The 17,458-nt window shown below is 70.7% G+C and carries 14 protein-coding genes; 5 read left to right on the plus strand and 9 right to left on the minus strand.

Going from position 1 to position 17,458, the window contains the following annotated elements; all coding sequences use genetic code 11:
* The 3 genes from Srubr_RS41760 to Srubr_RS42160 form a co-directional block, all read right to left on the minus strand.
* A partial coding sequence (locus tag Srubr_RS41760; protein WP_308445542.1) for an NDP-hexose 2,3-dehydratase family protein occupies window positions 1–120 on the minus strand: 120 nt, incomplete at its 3' end.
* Window positions 121–751: 631 nt separating this feature from the next.
* Complete coding sequence (locus Srubr_RS39285) at window positions 752–1,309, minus strand: sugar phosphate nucleotidyltransferase (RefSeq protein WP_230426680.1); 558 nt, start codon at window positions 1,307–1,309, stop codon at window positions 752–754.
* Window positions 1,215–1,925, minus strand: coding sequence for a sugar phosphate nucleotidyltransferase (locus tag Srubr_RS42160; RefSeq protein ID WP_373319236.1), 711 nt, complete (start codon window positions 1,923–1,925; stop codon window positions 1,215–1,217). Before Srubr_RS42160 ends, Srubr_RS39285 begins: the two co-directional genes overlap by 95 nt.
* A 511-nt stretch (window positions 1,926–2,436) precedes the next feature.
* Between Srubr_RS42160 and Srubr_RS39295 the strand changes: the two genes are divergently transcribed.
* The gene (locus Srubr_RS39295; RefSeq protein WP_203855019.1) at window positions 2,437–3,921 is read left to right on the plus strand and encodes an FAD-binding oxidoreductase; all 1,485 of its coding nucleotides are present in this window, start codon (window positions 2,437–2,439) and stop codon (window positions 3,919–3,921) included.
* Here Srubr_RS39295 and Srubr_RS39300 read toward each other — a convergent pair.
* The 3 genes from Srubr_RS39300 to Srubr_RS39310 form a co-directional block, all read right to left on the minus strand.
* Window positions 3,914–4,051 carry a hypothetical protein gene (locus tag Srubr_RS39300; protein WP_189999762.1) on the minus strand — a complete coding sequence of 46 codons (138 nt, stop codon included), beginning with the start codon at window positions 4,049–4,051 and terminating at the stop codon, window positions 3,914–3,916. The two genes, Srubr_RS39295 and Srubr_RS39300, sit on opposite strands and share 8 nt — an antisense overlap.
* Before the next feature lie 80 nt (window positions 4,052–4,131).
* Complete coding sequence (locus Srubr_RS39305) at window positions 4,132–4,851, minus strand: LmbU family transcriptional regulator (protein WP_229927009.1); 720 nt, start codon at window positions 4,849–4,851, stop codon at window positions 4,132–4,134.
* Between the two features lie 217 nt (window positions 4,852–5,068).
* Window positions 5,069–6,307, minus strand: a complete 1,239-nt coding sequence (locus Srubr_RS39310) for an NAD(P)-binding protein (protein ID WP_189999763.1) — start codon at window positions 6,305–6,307, stop codon at window positions 5,069–5,071.
* Window positions 6,308–6,961: 654 nt separating this feature from the next.
* Between Srubr_RS39310 and Srubr_RS39315 the strand changes: the two genes are divergently transcribed.
* Window positions 6,962–7,498 (plus strand): MFS transporter, encoded by a 537-nt coding sequence (locus Srubr_RS39315; RefSeq protein WP_189999764.1) that lies wholly within the window; start codon window positions 6,962–6,964, stop codon window positions 7,496–7,498.
* A gap of 216 nt (window positions 7,499–7,714) precedes the next feature.
* On the opposite strand, the gene Srubr_RS39320 is transcribed toward Srubr_RS39315, so the two are convergent.
* Entirely contained in the window at window positions 7,715–9,703 is a 1,989-nt protein-coding gene (locus Srubr_RS39320) for an ATP-binding protein (protein WP_203855014.1), read from the minus strand.
* 668 nt (window positions 9,704–10,371) lie between these two features.
* On the opposite strand from Srubr_RS39320, the gene Srubr_RS39325 reads away from it, so the two are divergent.
* The 3 genes from Srubr_RS39325 (at window position 10,372) to Srubr_RS39335 (ending at window position 13,773) form a co-directional block, all read left to right on the plus strand.
* Entirely contained in the window at window positions 10,372–11,820 is a 1,449-nt protein-coding gene (locus Srubr_RS39325) for a purine-cytosine permease family protein (protein WP_189999766.1), read from the plus strand.
* A 536-nt stretch (window positions 11,821–12,356) separates the two neighbouring features.
* Complete coding sequence (locus Srubr_RS39330; RefSeq protein ID WP_189999767.1) at window positions 12,357–12,581, plus strand: hypothetical protein; 225 nt, start codon at window positions 12,357–12,359, stop codon at window positions 12,579–12,581.
* Window positions 12,582–12,600: 19 nt separating this feature from the next.
* Window positions 12,601–13,773: a MalY/PatB family protein gene (locus Srubr_RS39335; protein ID WP_229927011.1), complete on the plus strand. Its 1,173-nt coding sequence runs from the start codon at window positions 12,601–12,603 to the stop codon at window positions 13,771–13,773.
* Window positions 13,774–15,163: 1,390 nt separating this feature from the next.
* Here the strand turns inward: Srubr_RS39335 and Srubr_RS39340 are convergent.
* Both Srubr_RS39340 and Srubr_RS39345 read right to left on the minus strand, forming a co-directional pair.
* Complete coding sequence (locus Srubr_RS39340) at window positions 15,164–16,273, minus strand: 3-dehydroquinate synthase II family protein (RefSeq protein ID WP_203855100.1); 1,110 nt, start codon at window positions 16,271–16,273, stop codon at window positions 15,164–15,166.
* 23 nt (window positions 16,274–16,296) lie between these two features.
* Window positions 16,297–17,163 carry a 2-amino-3,7-dideoxy-D-threo-hept-6-ulosonate synthase gene (locus tag Srubr_RS39345; RefSeq protein WP_189998036.1) on the minus strand — a complete coding sequence of 289 codons (867 nt, stop codon included), beginning with the start codon at window positions 17,161–17,163 and terminating at the stop codon, window positions 16,297–16,299.
* Window positions 17,164–17,458: the final 295 nt, after the last annotated feature.

A 17,458-nucleotide genomic window follows, 5' to 3' on the forward strand; every position in this document is an offset into this window, starting at 1 on the left:
CCTTGGCCAGAATGCCGAGGATCCCCACCTCGGCTGCACGATGATCGGCTGCTGCCACGCCCGGCCGTCGATCGCGACATCCAGCCCCTCCACGCTGAAGAACCGCCCGCTGCGGTGCACGACATTGCCGCTCCCGGTTCGAACGACCAGCCGTCGATCTTCTCAAGCGGCACCCGCTCGACGGTGAAGCGGTGCGCCTGGCGCGCCCGGCGAGCCAGGCGTCGACGTCCTGGGTCCGCATGCCCGTACCGGCCACGACGGCCCGCAGGGAACGCTCCAGCCGTGCGGGCAGCCGGGTGTCATCCCGCGCTGCCAGCTGTGTCGCGGTCGTCATGCTCGATCCCTTCGATACGAGGTCCGCCAGCGCACCGCGCGCAGCGCGGTGACACCCGCCCTCACCTGGTCAGCCGGGCCACGGCCGGGCCGTACGCTCGTCGCTCGCGGTGACGGCGGGCCGGGCGGGCCGGCGCCGGCCCGCCCGTAGACCGCTCCCCGCACGGCCGGACGCCCCCGCCGGCGAGGAACATGGCGGTGCCCCGGCACGACCCGTCCCGGGCAACCGACACATACAGCCCGGCGGGCGAGTGATCCGCCCGCCCCGCGCCCGCGATGCGGGGTGGACGGGCGGGCGCGGCAGCATGCGCGGTGCTCTTCCTGCGGCTCGGTGTGCGGGCCGCCGACCGCCGCCGCGGCCGACGCGGCCGCCGCGGCGGCGATCGGTGCGGGCAGGACGAACCCGGAAGAACGCTGATCACGACGCACTGCGGTCCTCGGCCGAGGAGGTGGCAGGTGCCGTGACCCGCAGCCGGCCGTTGGATATCTCACCGGTGACCGGTGGCCCTCCCCGCACGACGGAGCCGCCCAGGAGAATCGAGTCCCGCACGACGGCTTTGCGCACCCGGCACTGCGGCCCGAGGGCGACATACGGGCCCAGGACGCTGTCCTCGACCACGCTGCCCGCGCCGAGGACGAGCGGCCCGCGCAGCACGGAGCGGGTCACCCGCGCACCGCGCTCCACCGTCACATCGCCGTGCACGACACTCGCCGCGTCGACCACACCGGCGATGTTCGGAGGTAACCCGTCCAGCAGCAGCCGATTGCAGGCCAGCAGGCCCTCGACCGTGCCGGTGTCCTTCCACAGGCCGGTGAAAGGCTGCGCGGAGACGGTACCCCCCGCATCGATCAGGTACTGGATCGCGTCGGTGATCTCCAGTTCACCGCGCGGGCTGGGACTGATCCGGTCTACTGCGGCACAGATCTCCGTCGTGAAGAAGTAGACACCCATGATCGCCAGATCGCTCGGCGGCAAGGCGACTTCTCCACCACCGCACGGACATTGCCGTCCGCACGGAGGCCGGCCACACCGTACTGGCTCGGATCGGCGACCTTGGCAAGCAGCAGCTTCGCGGCCGGCCGGCTGGACCTGAACTCCTCGGCCGCGCCCGCCAGATCACCGACACCACATTGTCACCCAGGTACAGGACGAAATCCTCGTTGCCGAGGAAGCCCGCGGCGATACGGACACAGTGCGCGAGCCCGGCCGGGGTGTCCTGCCGGATGTAGGTGAGGTCCAGGCCCAGCGCCGCCCCGTCCCCCAGCGCCGCCCGGATCTGGTCGCCGTGCTCGCCCTCCACGACGCCGACCTGCCGTATGCCCATGGCCCGGATGTTGCGCAAGCAGTGCCGCAGGACCGGCTCGTTCGCGACGGGGATCAGCTGCTTGGGCATCGAGAGCGTCAACGGGCGCAACCGGCTACCGCTCCCGCCGGCCAGCACGAGTGCCTTCATGCCCTGCATCCTGAGCCCTGCCGTTCGAGACCTGCTCAAGCGCCGCTCCCCGACCGGCCCGCACGACGGATACCAGGCCCCCCGGCTCCTCACACGCGCTCGTGACGACGCAGCCCGCCACCTCCCCCGGCACAGCATGCAAAACACCGGCGTCAGGCGGCCGCCCACACGCCCCGCGGCACACAACCGCGAGGGCCATGCCTGAACAGCAGCGCCCACCGGTGCCCCCCTCTTGGCCGAAGAACGCAGAACCGGCCCGGACGCCCCGCGCCGACCTGCCACAGCCGAGCAGGGCAGCACACCCCCCGGTACAGCACAACGAACATCCCCCCCCCCGGCCCGCCGGCCAGGACATCCAGACACCGGCCCGACGGCGCGGGCGGCCGCCGGCTCACACACCCGCGTGCTCAACCCCTCCCCCCCGCCACGGGGCCCGGGGTGCCGGGGTGCCGGGCCGTTCCCCTCGTTACCGGTATCCGCCCGAAAACCCCGAGTGAGGGCGGTCAGTTACGGCCCTCGTCCTTGCGCCCGCTCTCAGCGAATGATGAGAATCACGGCAACGTCTTACACGTATGGGGGAATCACTGTGGCAGGCAACCTCACTCGCCGTGCTGTCCTGAGCCTGACCGCCGCATCGACGGCCGGTGCGGTGACAGGCCTCCTCGGGCCGACCGGATCCGCCGCCGGCAGCACCACCCGGCGCCGCGGCACGGCCGGCTGGAACGCACTGAGCCGTCACCTCGACGGTGATCTCATCCTGCCGTCGGACGCACGCTACGAACAGGCCCGCGAGCAGTCACTCCGCCAGTTCGACACCACCCACCCGATGGCCATCGCCTACTGCCAGAACACACAGGATGTCCAGACCGTCCTGGCGTTCGCCCAGGACAAAGGGATACACACCGTTCCCCGCAGCGGCGGACACAGTTTCGGCGGCTACTCGACGACGACCGGCATAATACTGGACGTCTCCCGGCTGAACCGGGTCACCACCGACCAAACACTCGTCACGATCGGGGCCGGCACCCAGCAAGTCGACGCGCTGGCAGCCCTCACCCCGCACGGGCTCGCCCTGGCCAGCGGCCTCTGCCCCACCGTAGGCGCCGGCGGATTCATCCAGGGCGGCGGCATCGGCCATCAGACACGCAAATACGGCATGGCCTGCGACCGGCTCGTCTCAGCCGAAGTGGTACTGGCGGACCGGCGCGCCGTACGCGCCTCGGCCCAAGACAACCCCGATCTGTACTGGGCACTGCGCGGCAACGGCGGCGGCAACTACGGCGTCGTCACCAGCTACACACTGCAACCCATACGACGCACCACCCTGACCGGCTACAGACTGGTCTGGTCGGCAGGCGACACGGCCACAACGATCGAAAACTGGCAGCAGTGGGTGACAAGGGCACCCAACGACCTCTCCTCGCTGCTCATAGCCGGCTCCGCAAGCCCCCCCTCACCCGACACCATGGTGAGCATCGCCGGCACCTGGTACGGCACCGTGGAAGACCTCGACCGCCATATCGACGAACTCGTCGCAGCAGTCGGCACAAACCCCCTCAACCGGACCGTCGCAGAAAGATCGCTTCAGCAAGGCATGATGCAGATCTACGGCTGCGCGACCCTCACCACCGCACAATGCCACCGGGCCGGCACCACACCCGAATCGATGGTGCCCCGCTGGAACTACTACCGCACCCGGTCCCGGATGTTCGACTCAACGGTGCCCCCCGCCGACATCGAGGACCTCCTGACAGTCCTGACCGACCCCACGCACATGCGAACCGGACAGACCCGCAAACTGTACTTCGAGGCCCTCGGAGGCGCCGCGAACGAACCGGCCCGCACCGACACCGCCTACGTACACCGCACCACCCAGATACTGGCCGGACTCACCGCAGAACTGCCCGACCCCGCCTACACCAGCGAAGACACAGCAGCCTGTGAAAACTGGCTCGCAGACGGCTTCGCCGTCCTCGACCGCCACTCCCTGCCCGAAAGCTACCAAAACTACATGGACCCCGCCCTGGAAGACTGGCGGACCGCCTACTACGCCGAAAACTACCCCCGCCTGGCACGCATCAAGCACGCCTACGACCCGCACGGCTTCTTCCGCTTCCCCCGCAGCATCAGCTGACGAACAACCCCACCCCGACAGCGACGACAGCAACGGCAGCAACGACAGCGACGACAGCGACGACAGCGACGACAGCGACGACAGCGACGACAGCGACGACAGCGACGACAGCGAGAACGACCGACGCCACGACACGTGACCGGCGGCGTTGCCCGGCGGACCGCCCGGCACCGCGCAACGCACCGCCGGACCGCCCTCGGCCCCGGCCGCTCAGCCCGCGTCGCAGTGCTTCGCCGTGCCACAGGCCGCCACGTCCAAAGCGCTCGTGACCCAGTCGGCGAACGGCTTACCGGCGAGCTCGGCGGCAGCCTGCCAGCGCGTCAGCGCTTCACTCTCCACCTGAACCAGCGGCAACCGGGCAAGACCCCGGCGCTCCGCCGAGCCCCGGTGGGCACGCACCCTGCGCCGCAACTCTGTCTTCGACCAGCCGTTGTCATGCGCCCGCGCCAGCCAGACGTCCTGATCACCCGGTCGCAGCGCGGCCACCTCGGCGTGGTGCTGGAAACTCAGCTGAGGGTGACGGCGCGAGACATCGAACTTCCGCGCCACCCACGCATAGTTACGCAGCGTCTGATAATCCAGGCCGGCCGCCTCCACCGCCTGGCGGTACCGGTCACCGTACTTGTCCTGCCCATACACCAGCCAGTCCCCAAGACACCAGGCGAAGGAGTCGGCCGTCTGGAAAAGCTTCCGGCCGGCCGCCTGCCATGTCTCGAACGGCAGCGCCGCCGGCAGGCGCAATCCCACCCGGGTGGTGAGGATCTGGCCCTTGTGACCAGCCCGCGCCCGGGCCGGCACCGGCCCGGCCACAGCCACGCCGGCCGCGTTCTGACCGCCGCCTCCAGCGTCGATAAGCGGAAGCCCCGCCCGGCGAGGAGCAGAACGCGCCATGGCATGACGCCCCCCGCGCACGATGTCTGTCGCTTGCATGCCTGCAGTCACCGATCATGTCCGTCCGTCGTCCCCTGTCCGTCGGCCGGGCCGCGGCCACACAGGCCGCGCGCGGCCGTGCCACCAGCATGAAGGGACCACAAAGCCCAACACCAGTGTTGACCTGTTGACTCCTGAAAGGAAACACCCAACCACCCCGAACCCGCACCAGGCACACCACAAAGGCCACACCCGGCCCAGCCCCACAGCCACGCCCCTACCACCGCACCAGACCATACGCACCCAACAGCCTCAAAGCCGCCTCCGCGTCACACACCGCCGCCTGCACAACCCGGTCCAGCAGACGATGACGCAGCCTCAAAGACAACGGCAAATGCCGCAAAGTGACAGAAAACCGGGGAATATAAGCATGCGTCCGGGCAAAAATCCGGTCCCTCAAACGCCAGGCCCGATGATGGAACCGGTACCCGGAAACCGTGCCCCCCGCACCGAGGAACTCACGCAGGACCAACGCCTCCAAAGCCGCAACAGTCGCAGCCCGCGAACCGACCAGATCCCCGTGGACACAACCCAAACCCATCAGCAACAGCCCGGAAGGCAGACCACGAGCACTGCCATACCGAAAGCACACACGCCCAGACACATACGGGAACGCAGGCTCACCAAGCGGCTCCGCCTCACCCAGCACCTCACGAATATCCCCAGCCGCAAGACCCCCGGCAAACCGAAGCAAAGACCGGTCGTCACCCAAACGCGGCAAATCACCCACCAAACTACCCAGACTCAAAGCCCAACGACCCCGCTCCTCACGCACCAGACAACCCGAACGCGGCACAGCACACGTAGGAGCCACCACCACAGCCAAATCACCCTCAAGCACACCCACAGGCAACCTGTAACGCCGAACAACCTCACTCACACCGAGATGGACGGTGTCGGGACGCGGCGGGGCGACGCCCAGCCGGGTCAGCCATGCCAGGTGCGAGGCCTCGCCCGAGGCATCCACCACAAGGTCGGCGTCGACGCCCTGTTCCCGTTCGCCGCAGGGGTGGACGCGGACACCGGTCACCCGGCGGCCGTCGGCCGTCGCCATCAGGCCGGTGACATCGCAGCTGTCGACGATGCCGACGCCCGGGCACTGCAGCAGCACGCGCCGCAGGACGCCCTCCAGGAAGGCCTGGCTCACCGACAGGCCCGTCAGCCCGGTCTCCCGCTGTCTGAGCGGTTGTCCGCCCAGGTACCAGCGGACGTCGGACAGGATGTCGCCGGCCGCGGCGCCCTGCGCGCGCAGCAGGTCCATGAACCCGGGAAGCAGTTGCTCGACGAGGTCGCCGAACAATGGCGCCAGCACGCAGACACGGCGCCCGTCCGGCAGACGGTCCAACGCGTCGGCGCCGCCCGTCACCTGTTCCCGTTCCAGGACCGTCACCCATGTGAATGCCTCGGTGAGCACCTTCGCGGCCAGCAGACCGGTCAGCCCGGCGCCGATCACCACCGCATGCCGTCGCGGGACCACCCTCGCGCCTTTCTCGTGTCGTTGTCTTTCCTTCACAAAAGCCCCCGGGCGGGCAGGCCGGTGCTGACGACCATGCGTGCTCCGGGCCCGCCTGAGCATCCCCGCCGCTCCCGCCGCGGCAGCCGCCGGCACCCCGCTCGCCCAGGGGCACGGCAAACCGCGGATGACCCACTTACCCGATGTTCTCTGCCCGTGCTCGAAGCCGAGCGCAGCACCACAGACGGCAGACCTCACCAGCGGCCCGGCCACCCTCGAACGCGTCGTCCGCAGCCAGGCGTTCGCGTACGCGAGCGGGCCGACCACCGGCGGACAGGTCGGTGACCTGGCCGGCACGAGCGCCTTCGCAGTGGCCCGCCCGCTGTACGGGATCGCTCGGCAGCCGTGGCAACCGGTGGCCGCCCGGACGCCGCAGCCGCGGTCGACAGGGCAGGGAGGAAGGCCGGCGCCGGCGCGGACGCGGATCTGCCTCGTCGCCACGGTCCCGGTGGGCCGGCCCACCGTTCGCCGGCAGCGCGTCCTGCCGGAACGCGGCGGCAGCCCCGTCCTTCACCTGACTGTGTCGCGCGTGCGCTCCCGCACCTGCGGGCCGGTCACCGGCACGGCGTTCCTCGCCCGTTTCGCGGCCCCGTGTGCGTGCTGTCGCAGTTGCTCCAGGCCGGGCGCGGCTCCTCACCGCTGCAGGCAGGCCCGCTGGTCACGTCGAGCGCGGCGATGCCCTGCACCGGCGCGATGGTCTCCTTCCGGCTCGTGCCCAAGCACGGGCTTGTGGTCGTCATCGGCGGGATGACCACCATGGTGGGTCCGCTGCCGTTCGCGGCGCAACCACCGGCCCCGAAAGCCGACGCGGCAGCCGGCGGCACCCTCGTTCCGAGCTCGCTGACCGGCACCGGGAACGGCACCGTGCCACCACGGCCGACCGGAGCCTCGCTCGTCACCCCCGGCCCGCAGCAGACCGGGGCAGACGCCGGCGTCCTCGACACGGCCCCGTGCTCCGGCAGCCGGGCGGGCATCCCGGCAGCCGGCAGCACGCCGCAGCGGCGCGTCGGGCGCCTTCCTGTCCGTCATCAACCACACCGCCGGCGACACCGAACCGGAGGCCATCCCGGCGCGCTCGCGCATCACCTCAGCAAGCCGGACCTCAAAAGCACCGGGAGCAGCCGTCCACGGTGACCCGGGCGAGGCCGCCGGACGGTCAGCTCCTCGACGGTGACGGCGCCCGTCCGCCTGCCCCCCAGGCAGCGCGGGTCCGTTCCCGCACACGCGCCGCAGACGGGGGTCGCGGCCCTGAGCACGCGGTGGCCCGACGCCTCCCGCGGTATCCGCGCCGGCTGTGCCAACGGCCCGCGCACCGGCTGTCCCGCCGGCGGGACAGCCGGCGCAACAGCCTCAGCTCGTGCGCTGCAGCTCCTGCGACAGGCTCTCCGCGCGCGGGTCGCCGAGTTCGTCGTAGAGCCGCAGCGCGGCGTTCCACGCCTCGGTGGCCCGGTCCTTCTCCCCGAAGCGGGCCAGGAGGTCACCGAGCCAGACCAGCCCGCCCGCCTCGCTCCAGCGGTCGTTGTCCGAACGGTGCAGGTCGATCGCGAGCCGCGCGTAACGCAGGGCCTGCTCGACGTCCCCGCGGAATTCGCAGATACCGCTCATCTTGATCAGGCCGCGGCCCAGCCGCTGATGGTCGCGAATCTCCTCACACAGCCGCAGCGAGTGCCGCACGGCCTCAAGCGCCGCATCGGACTTGCCCGCCTGGGTCTCTATGTCGCAGAGTATGGCGAGAGCCGCGGCATGGCCCTCCTCGTCGCCGACCTCCTCGAAGATCCGCACGGCCCGCATCGACAGTCCGTAGGCCTGCCCGGGGTCACCGCGGTCCCGCGCGGCGGTCGCCATGCCCGCCAGACTCCAGGCCTCCCCGCAACGGTCCCCGCACGCCCGGTGCAGGGCCATGGCTTCCTCGTACAGCCGCCCGCTCTCCGCGCGGTCGCGCAACCACCAGCGGGCATGGGCGAGATGGGTCTTGAGCCAGGCGAGCGCCCGCTGATCGCCCGTCTTCTCCGCCGCTTCCAGGCCGAGTTGGTGGCTGGTCACCCACACCGTCCACGGCTTGCGCAGCATCAGGTAGTCAAAAAGCCGCAGCACGAAGGCGGCCAGGACGTCGTGACAGCCCCATTCGGCCGCGAGCCTGCACACGGGCACGAAGTTCGGGAGCTCCACGTCACACCAGCGCAGCGCGGCCTCGGCATCGCAGAAGGGCCCGGGGCCGTCATCGTCCGACTCGTGGTGCAGCCAGTCCAGACGGGACCGGAAGGGAGCCAGCTGTCCACGCGCGGCGGTGACCGCCCGCAGATACCACAGCACCAGCCGCTCCACGGCCCGACGGCGCTCGTCCTCGTTCTCATCCACCCGGGCCCGCTCGGCGGCATACAGGCGCAGCAGCCCGTGCAGCCGGTACGCACCGCCGTCAAGGCGTTCCAGCAGATGGGTACTGTGCAGCCTCTCCAGCACGGAGACAACGTGAGCGCGGTCCCATCCGGCCAACGCGGCCGCGGCCTGCGCACTGACGGCCGTCCCCGGATGCAGGCTCAGCAGCCGGAACATCCGGCGGCAGTCGTCGTCGAGCTTGCGGTACGACCAGGAGAACACCGCCCGCACCGCGATGGAGTCGTCCGGCGAGAGCAGTTCCAGCAGACGCTCCTCGACCACGAGGCCGCTCAGCATCTGCTCCGGGCTCAGATGCGGATCCACCACCGCGTGCTCGGCAACGATACGCAGGGCCAGCGGCAGACGCCCGCACAGACGGGCCAGTTCATCGAGCGCGTGCATCTGCCCCGCGACCCGCTCCGGACCGAGGACCGTACGCAGCAACAGATGCGACTCCGCCCTCGACAGCGGCCGGAGAGTGACGCGCGTGGCATGGGTGCGCACCGCCATCGCGAACAGGCGGCTGCGGCTGGTGATGACGACGGCACAGTCACTGGCCGCCGGCAGGAGAGGTTCCACCTGCCCGGAATCGGCCGCGTTGTCGAGGATCAGCAGCACCCGCCGGCCGACCAGCAGCGAGCGGTACAACGCGGCTCTCTCATCGCTCCCCTCCGGTATGTCCGACGCCGGGACGCCCAGCGCGAAAAGGAACTTCTCCAGGACCACCTCGGGATAGACATCCGGTCCGTTGCCGGAATACCCCTGGAGATCCACATACAGCTGGCCGTCCGGGAAAAACGGTGCGACGTTGTGCGCCCAGCGCAGCGCGAGGGCCGTTTTGCCGACACCGGGGGGACCGTCGATCGCGACGGTCCGCGGCGTGCCCGGCTGGAGCGGACCGTTCAGTACCGCGTCGAGCTGGGCGAGTTCACTCTCCCGCCCGACGAAACCGGCCGTGACCACGGGAAGCTGGGCAAGAGGCGCCTTCCCGGTGCGGGCGGCCTGCGGTCTGACCGACTGGCCCCCGGCGAGCGCGATGAGCCGGCCACCCGCGTCCAGGGCCTCGTCACACAAGCGGGCCAGGTCCTCCGAAGGGGGACGGCCGTTCTTCACCTTGCTCAGCCAGCCCGCCGTGTAACCGACCCGCTGAGCCAGTTTCCTCCAGGACAGCTGCCGTTCGGCGAGCAACGCCTCAAGCTCCCGGCTGAAAGGCGTACTCCCACCCGACCGCGTGGTCATCATGCCTCCCCTCGCACGGACACCTCGTATCCAACGACCTGGAAAAGGCGGGTGAACGCAGACACCACACACGCACGGACAGGCCAGATCGACCCCCCGCCACCACGACCCGGTCAGCCCCTGGACCCCCTACCCCGCACCACACAACAAGAGGTCCGTCAGCCACAGCTTCCCTACTGTAACCACGCCCCCACACGCAAGCCGCTCACTTTACCCATCCTTGATCCGGAAAAGATTTTTCCGGGTGAACCACCGGTTTTTACAACCCTTTTCGGTCATCCGGCCGAATTCCTACGGACCGAACCCGCCCGCACTTTCCTTGACGCCCACCCAATGATCGTTGCCATTATGACGACCCCCTTTCACCAGAAAACAGCCTGCGGAGTTCTTTCATGCCCAAGGAAAACAACGCCCGCCAGGCAGGCGGACTCATCGAACAACGGTCCATCGACCACATACCGGACAGCGAACGGCACGGCAGACCCCGCAACCTGTTCAGCCTCTGGTTCGCCGCGAACCTCCAGATCAGCGCGGTGGTCACAGGATCACTCGCCGTGGTCTTCGGACTCGACGCGTCATGGTCCCTGGTGGCGCTGCTGCTCGGCAATCTGCTCGGCGGGGCGGTCATGGCCCTGCACGCCGCTCAGGGGCCGCGGCTCGGACTGCCGCAGATGATCTCCAGCCGGGCCCAGTTCGGGGTGCGAGGCGCCGCGATCCCGCTGGTCTGCTCGATCGTGATGTACATCGGGTTCTTCGCGAGCGGCAGCGTGCTCGCCGGGCAGGCGGTGGGACACCTCACGCACACGGGTGAGACCACCGGGATCGTGGTCTTCGCCCTCGCCACCGCGGTCACGGCGGCCGTCGGATACCGGCTGATCCATCGCGTCGGCAAGGTGGCGACGGCGGTCGGCGTGGTCGCCTTCCTCTATCTGGGCGTGCGGATGGCGCACGAGGCGCCGCTGGGAACGATCCTCGGCGAACATCACTTCTCGGCGCCGCTGTTCCTGCTCGCGATGTCCCTGTCCGCATCGTGGCAGTTGGGCTTCGGCCCGTACGTCGCGGACTCCTCCCGCTATCTGCCGCGCGAGACCCCGCCGCGCTCGGTGTTCTGGGCGACGATGGGCGGCAGCGTGCTCGGCGCGCAGTGGTCGATGGGCTTCGGTGCGCTGGCGGCGGCGTGGCACGGCGGCCGGGAGGGCGACGAGGTCGGGCGCGTCATCGGCATGGGCGGCTCGGCGGCCGTCCTGACCTGGCTGCTGTATTTCGCCGTCGCCTTCGGCAAGCTGACGGTCAATGTGCTGAACACCTACGGCGGATTCATGTCCCTGATCACCGGCATCAGCGGATTCCGCCCGCTCGGCCCGGTCGGTCCGCGCGCCAGAAGCCTGTACGTCGGCGGCATCATGCTGACCGGCACGGCACTGGCGCTGCTCGGCCGGGGACATTTCCTGGAGTCGTTCTCGACGTTCCTGCTGTTCCTGCTGATCTTCTTCACGCCGTGGAGCGCGATCAACCTGGTCGACTTCTACCTGCTGTCCAAGGAGCGGTACGACATCGCGGCGCTGGCCGACCCGCACGGCCGCTACGGCGCCTGGAACATGCGGGCACTGACGACGTACGCGGCCGGCATCCTCGTCCAGCTCCCCTTCCTGTCCAGCGAGCTGTACACCGGGCCGCTCGTCTCCCGGCTGGGCGGGGCGGACATCTCGTGGATCGTGGGCCTGGTGCTGCCGGCACTGCTGTACTGGCTGCTGGCCCGGCGTGACCGGGACGCCGTCCCGGGGGGAGCAGACGGCGCCCTGGAGCCCGAGGTGCGGCCCTTTCCCGTCAGGAGCCGGTAGGGGTGTACCGGGTCCGCGACAGTGCGGCAAGCGCCGTGAGGGGCACCGCGGCGGCGGCGCAGGCAGACGGCCCCTGGTAGTGCCCGAGCCGGGAGCCGGCCGAGGTGCCGACGACAGGGCCGCCACGAACAGCGCGACGGCGGCGGGCACCGTGGGAAGGGCTGACATCACACGCCGGCTGAGCAGTTCGGCCGCACCGCCGGCGACGAAGGCGACCGCCACGGCGCCGAGGGCGAGAGCCGACGACGAAGGCGACCGCCACGGTGCCGAGGGCGAGAGCCGGCGACGCAGGCGACCGCCAGGGTGCCGAGGGCGAGAGCCGGCCGCGCGTGCCGGCCGCCCCGGTGGCGGCTCGCCTCCCGTGGCGAGCCAGGACACAGGGAATCCCCGCTGGCCGACCGGGTCCGGCGCGGCCGGCCTCGGGCACTGGCGCGGTGGGACACCACAACCCTGCGGGCCGTCCACGGCATGCCGCGCCGGAAACAGCCGCCGCCCGCCGTGCCGTCGCCGGTGCGCCCGCCGGTCCCGGCGAGACGGTGCCCGGACCTGTCGCGGACGAACTGCGCCCGCTCGGCCATGAGGTGGGCGTCGTGACGGACAGCGGACACGTCGTCCACCATGACCATCCGGACGGCTTCGCCGCCGCCCTCCACGACCGGCTCCGGCGCGGGTCCGCCGGACCGGAGGACCACGGCGGGTCGCCCGCCGGACAGCGGGAAGAGGCGGCAAGCCGGCCGGAACGGCTGGAGAACCACCGATGACAGGAGCGGAGAGCCACCGATGACAGGAGAAGACCAGGCCATGTTCGACGACCTCGACGTCCACGCGCTGACCCGTCGCCCGGGAGTGAAGTGGAGCCGGGCCGAGCCGGACGTGCTTCCGGCGTGGATCGCCGAGATGGACTTCCCGCCGGCCCCCGCCGTGCGGGAGGCCCTGCTGCGGTGCGTGGACGAGGATCTGGGATACCCCTCGTGGGACGGGCGGCCCACGCAGATCCCGCTGCGGACGGCGTTCGCCGAACGGATGCGGGAGCGCTACGGCTGGGTGCTCGACCCCGGTCACGTACGGGAGTTCACCGACATCAACCAGGGCCTCCAGGCCGTCCTGCGGGTCGCCACCGGCCCCGGTGACGGTGTCGCCGTGCACACGCCGACGTATCCGCCCTTCCTGGAGACGGTGACGAGCATGGAACGGCGCGTCCACCCCGTCCCGTACACCCTGCACAACGAGGGCTGGGTCTTCGACTCCGAGCGGCTCGACCGTGAACTGGCGGACGGCGGCTGCCGGGTGCTGCTGCTGGTCAACCCGCACAACCCGACGGGGCGGGTGCTGCGCCGCGAGGAGCTGGAGACGCTCGCCGAACTGGCCCTGCGTCATGACCTGCTGGTCGTCTCCGACGAGATCCACTCCGATCTCGTGCACGATCCGCACCGGCACATCCCCTTCGCCTCCCTGTCGCCGGAGGTGGCCGCACGGACGGTGACCCTGACGTCCGCGACCAAGGCGTTCAACGTTCCGGGGGTGCGCTGCGCCGTCGCCCACGTCGGTGCGGCCGAGGTGCGCGCGGCCCTGTCGCGCCCGACGCATCTGTACGGCGAGCCCAACACGTTCGGCGTGGCCGCCACCCTCGCGGCCTGGCGGGACGGTGACTCCTGGCTGTCGCGGCTGCGGCCGGTCCTGGCACGCAACGCCGCGCTGGTGCGCGAGGAGGTGCCGGACGGCATCGGCTACCGGGTCCCGGAGGCGAGCTTCCTCGCGTGGCTGGACTGCCGCGCGCTCGGCCTCGGCACCGATCCCTATACGTTCTTCCTGGAGAAGGCCCGCGTCCTGCTGAACGACGGCCGCGCCTTCGGGCCCGGCGGCGAGGGCTTCGTCCGGCTCAACTTCGGTACGTCGCCGGCCATCCTGCGGGACATCCTGAGCCGTATGCGCGAGGCGCATGCCGGTATTTAGAGAGGGCGGATGTCCAGGATTCTGTGTCGAGGCTGTCTCCATGAAGCTGTCACAGGGCGTGGAGTGGGGCCTGCACCGCGCGATGCTGCCGGCGCAGGCCCCGGAGGGCGGGCTGACGCGCCGTGACCCGCCGGCCCCGCCCGCCGAGCACATCACCGTGCTGGACATCGTCGAAGCGATCGAGGGGACCGCGCCGCCGTTCCTGCGCCAGGAGATCCGGCGGCGCGGCACCGGGGCCTCGACCCCCGAGGAGCGCCTGCGCCCATGCCCGGTGAACTCCGTCACGCGGGAGGCGCACAGCGCCTGGCAGGTCTCTCTGCGCTCGGTCCCGATCGCCGAACTCGTCAGCCGCCTGCCGAGGTCGGCGCACGAGCGGAACGGACGACTGCTCGCGGCCTCCTGGTGCCGCGGCAGGCAACGTCCGCCCCGTCGCGACGCCCGGCACTCCCCCCGCCTCCGGCCGGGGCCCGGAGCACGCACCGGGTGCTCCGGATGCGCCCTCCCCCGTCGCGCACCACGCCGCCGAGGCGGAGGGCGACCCGGTGCGGGCGGAGGGCTCGTCCGCGATGTACCCGGCTGCCGGCAGCCATTCCTCGACGGTGGCGCTCATGCCCCGCTCGGGCAGCACCGGCTTGCCGTTGCCGGCGACCGCCTCCAGCAGGCCGGAACTCCGCATGCCGCGGGTGCCTGTCCGCAGCGTGCCGGCGCGGCGGGCGACGAGTTCGGCATCGCGGGAGCCGACGGCCCAGGCGGTCATCGGTGCCGGCCGGTACGACCAGGCCCTCGTTCCGCGCCGGGTCGTGCAGCGCGCCATACCGACGGGCCACCATGCGGGCGTTGTCGGTAATCGGCTCCCGTGTACGGGCGGCTCGCGCTTCTGAAATTCGGGCGAGGCGACGGGCATGGCGGGCTCCCTGCGCGGAAGCAGGCGCGGTTGTGTGACATGCGGAAAACGCTTGAGGAAAAGAGGAAATGAGCCCGGGGCGTATCGTCGGAGACGCGAAACCGAATTCTCCGCCCGGGACCGGAATCCAGAAGGACCGGCAGGGATGACAGAAGACGACTCGAGAGCCGCTCAATTTCCCCTCGATTCAAAAGAGCAGTCAGTACGTGCCGGGACGGGCGTGCGCGTTCGAGGGCGTTGCCCGATTGGTGTCCCGCCGGCGGGACGGGCGGCGGGTGTCCGTGTCCCGCCGGCGGGACGGAACCGGCCGGCCGCCCGCGCGTTCCCTGAAGGCCGGACTGGGAGGCCAGGCCACGCGGGTGCTCGCGCGGCGAAGAACGCGCCCGGCCCTTTCAGGAGTGAACACGCCAGGCCGCTCGCGGCCGCAACGGCCCGGCCCCCACGACCGGGTCGCGGTCATGGGGGCCGGGGCGGGGCTGCCTTGGCTCACTGCTCGTGCAGGAACTCCCGGATGGGGTAGCCGACATGGCGCTGGTCGGTGAGCGCGTAGCCGAGGATGACGTCGCCGGGCTTGAGTTCGGTGATGTTGTGGACGCTGCCGCCGGGGCCGAGTACCCGCACGTGCCAGTCGTCCTGGGCGATCACGTTCACCTTGCCGCCGGAGGGCGACTCCGCCTCGATCAGCAGCATCGGGCGGCTCTCCATCTTGATCCGGCCGACCACGACCCGCCGCGTCCTGCCGTCGGTGTCCACGGCCAGCAGCTCGGAACCGGAACGCAGTTCGGCCAGGTAGCGGGTGCGGTTGTTCGGCGTGAGGCTGTAGGAGTGCAGCGCGGCGGCGTTCACCCGGAACGGGCGGGTGGGCATGTACGGCAGCGGGTGGGTCTCGCTGCTCACCAGGATCATGCCGGTGGCGTGCGAGCCGACCAGGATGCCCTCGTTCTGCCTGAAGTGGGTGCAGGTGTCGACGCACACCCGGTCGCCCAGGCCGACGTGGGCGAGCCGGGTCACCGTCAGCTCCTCCAGCTTCAGCTGCTCGGTTCCCTCCTGGCAGACCTGGGTGAGGGTGGTCGCCTCGCCCACCGCGGCGGGCCTCAGCAGGACGCCCTCGGGACCGCGCTCCAGCACGGTGAGGGTGATCTCGGCGTCCTCCAGGTCCGTGACCACCGTGATCAGCTTGCCCTCGGCCTTGTCGGTGGCGCCGAGCAGGATCTCCAGCGGGATCTTGCTGGGGTCCTGCTGGAACTCCACCACCGTCCACGCGGCCGTGGACGCCACGGTGCAGGCCACGTCCAGCGACTCCTCGCCGGTGACGGTGACGAAGACGCCCTTCTCCGCGCCGGGCGAGGTGGGCTCGTACTGCCCGCTCAGGGTGTGGTCGACGATCAGCAGGTCGGCGGTCTGCGCCAGCTTCTCGGCCGCCGGCTTGGGGGTCTCCGGGAGGATCAGGCCGACTTTGCGCTTGGAGGGCGGGATCGTGGCCAGCAGTTCCGGGTCGTCGGAGACGAACCCGTCGACGCCGACGTGTACGGCCTCCTCGATCACGGGGGCGGTGAGGTCCTTCAGACCGCGGACGTCGATCCAGGCGAGCTTCACTGCGAACTCCTCGGTGTCTTCGGTCAGATCTGGGCGGATGCGGCAGCGGAGGCCGAGAGCACTTCCGCGGCGTAGGAGGGGCCAGGGTCGGGGGTGCCGGCGCCGACGCGGCCGATGGCGGGCACATGCAGGGCATCGGCGATCCGGCGCACGGTGGCCGCGACATCCGGGGACGCCCACACGTTGCGGCCCATGGCCACGCCGAGCGCGCCGGAGGCGACGACCTCGCCGACGGTGCGGGCCAGCTGCCGGTCGCCGACCGGGGCGCCGCCGGCGGTGATGATGCCGATCGGGCAGCTGCGCACGACCTCGGCCATCGTGGCCGGTGAGCCGGTGTAGGGAACCTTGGCGATGTCGGCGCCGAGGTCGGCGGCGAGGTTCGCGGCGTGCGCCACCAGCTCGGGGTCGGTGGGGTCGGTGATCCGGGGTCCGCGCGGATAGACCATGGCGATCAGCGGCAGCCCCCAGCGGGAGCAGCCCTCGGCGGCCCGGGCCAGGTCGCCCAGCTGCTTCCCCTCCGTGCCGGAGCCCATGTTGATGTGGATGCTGACGGCATCGGCCCCCAGTTCGAGTGCCTCCTCGACCTCGGCGAGGCGGACCTTGGCGTCGGCGTCGGGGGCGTGCCGCGTGATGCCGTTCAGATGGACCACCAGTGCCGTGCCGCGCAGCACCTCGCTCGGCAGGAACCGGATGCGGCCCTTGTGGACCAGCAGGGCGTCGCCACCGTTGCGGGCCACCGCGAAGGCGATGTCACGGAAGGCCGCGGCGGAGGCGACCGGGCCGTCGGCGACGGAGTGGTCGAGGGGTACCACGAACGTCCGGCCGGAGACCGGGTTGACGAGACGGCTCAGCCGCAGGCTCTTTCCGAGGGAATGGTGAACCACTTCCATGGCGATTCCTCTCATGCCGGAACGCACTACGCCGTGCGTTCCGGCCGTGCCGTGGCGACGGGTGGACGAAGGGGACGTCCCGGAACTGCGGCAGACGGCCGGCTATCAACGGGACGCCTCTCAGGGAAGTCGCAGCGGATTCCGATTGTCAAGTGCCGGTCGTAACCGACGAGTTGCTCTCCGGCCCGCGATTGACACGGAACTCGGCGTACGTATCGTTGACTCCTGTCGAATTGCTCCGCACCGGTCGGCCGTCCTCCTTCCGCCGCGACGGGGAACTCTCAGCGGTCTGTCC

The organism is Streptomyces rubradiris (assembly GCF_016860525.1).
In the GTDB taxonomy this organism is placed as follows: domain Bacteria; phylum Actinomycetota; class Actinomycetes; order Streptomycetales; family Streptomycetaceae; genus Streptomyces; species Streptomyces rubradiris.

Bases quoted from the DNA above. Each gene is read 5' to 3' on its own strand.
- Srubr_RS42160 (WP_373319236.1), bottom strand. From the start codon at position 1,925: ATGCTGTGCCGGGGGAGGTGGCGGGCTGCGTCGTCACGAGCGCGTGTG.
- Srubr_RS39305 (WP_229927009.1), bottom strand. From the start codon at position 4,851: ATGCAAGCGACAGACATCGTGCGCGGGGGGCGTCATGCCATGGCGCGT.
- Srubr_RS39325 (WP_189999766.1), top strand. From the start codon at position 10,372: ATGCCCAAGGAAAACAACGCCCGCCAGGCAGGCGGACTCATCGAACAA.
- Srubr_RS39335 (WP_229927011.1), top strand. From the start codon at position 12,601: ATGACAGGAGAAGACCAGGCCATGTTCGACGACCTCGACGTCCACGCG.
- Srubr_RS39345 (WP_189998036.1), bottom strand. From the start codon at position 17,163: ATGGAAGTGGTTCACCATTCCCTCGGAAAGAGCCTGCGGCTGAGCCGT.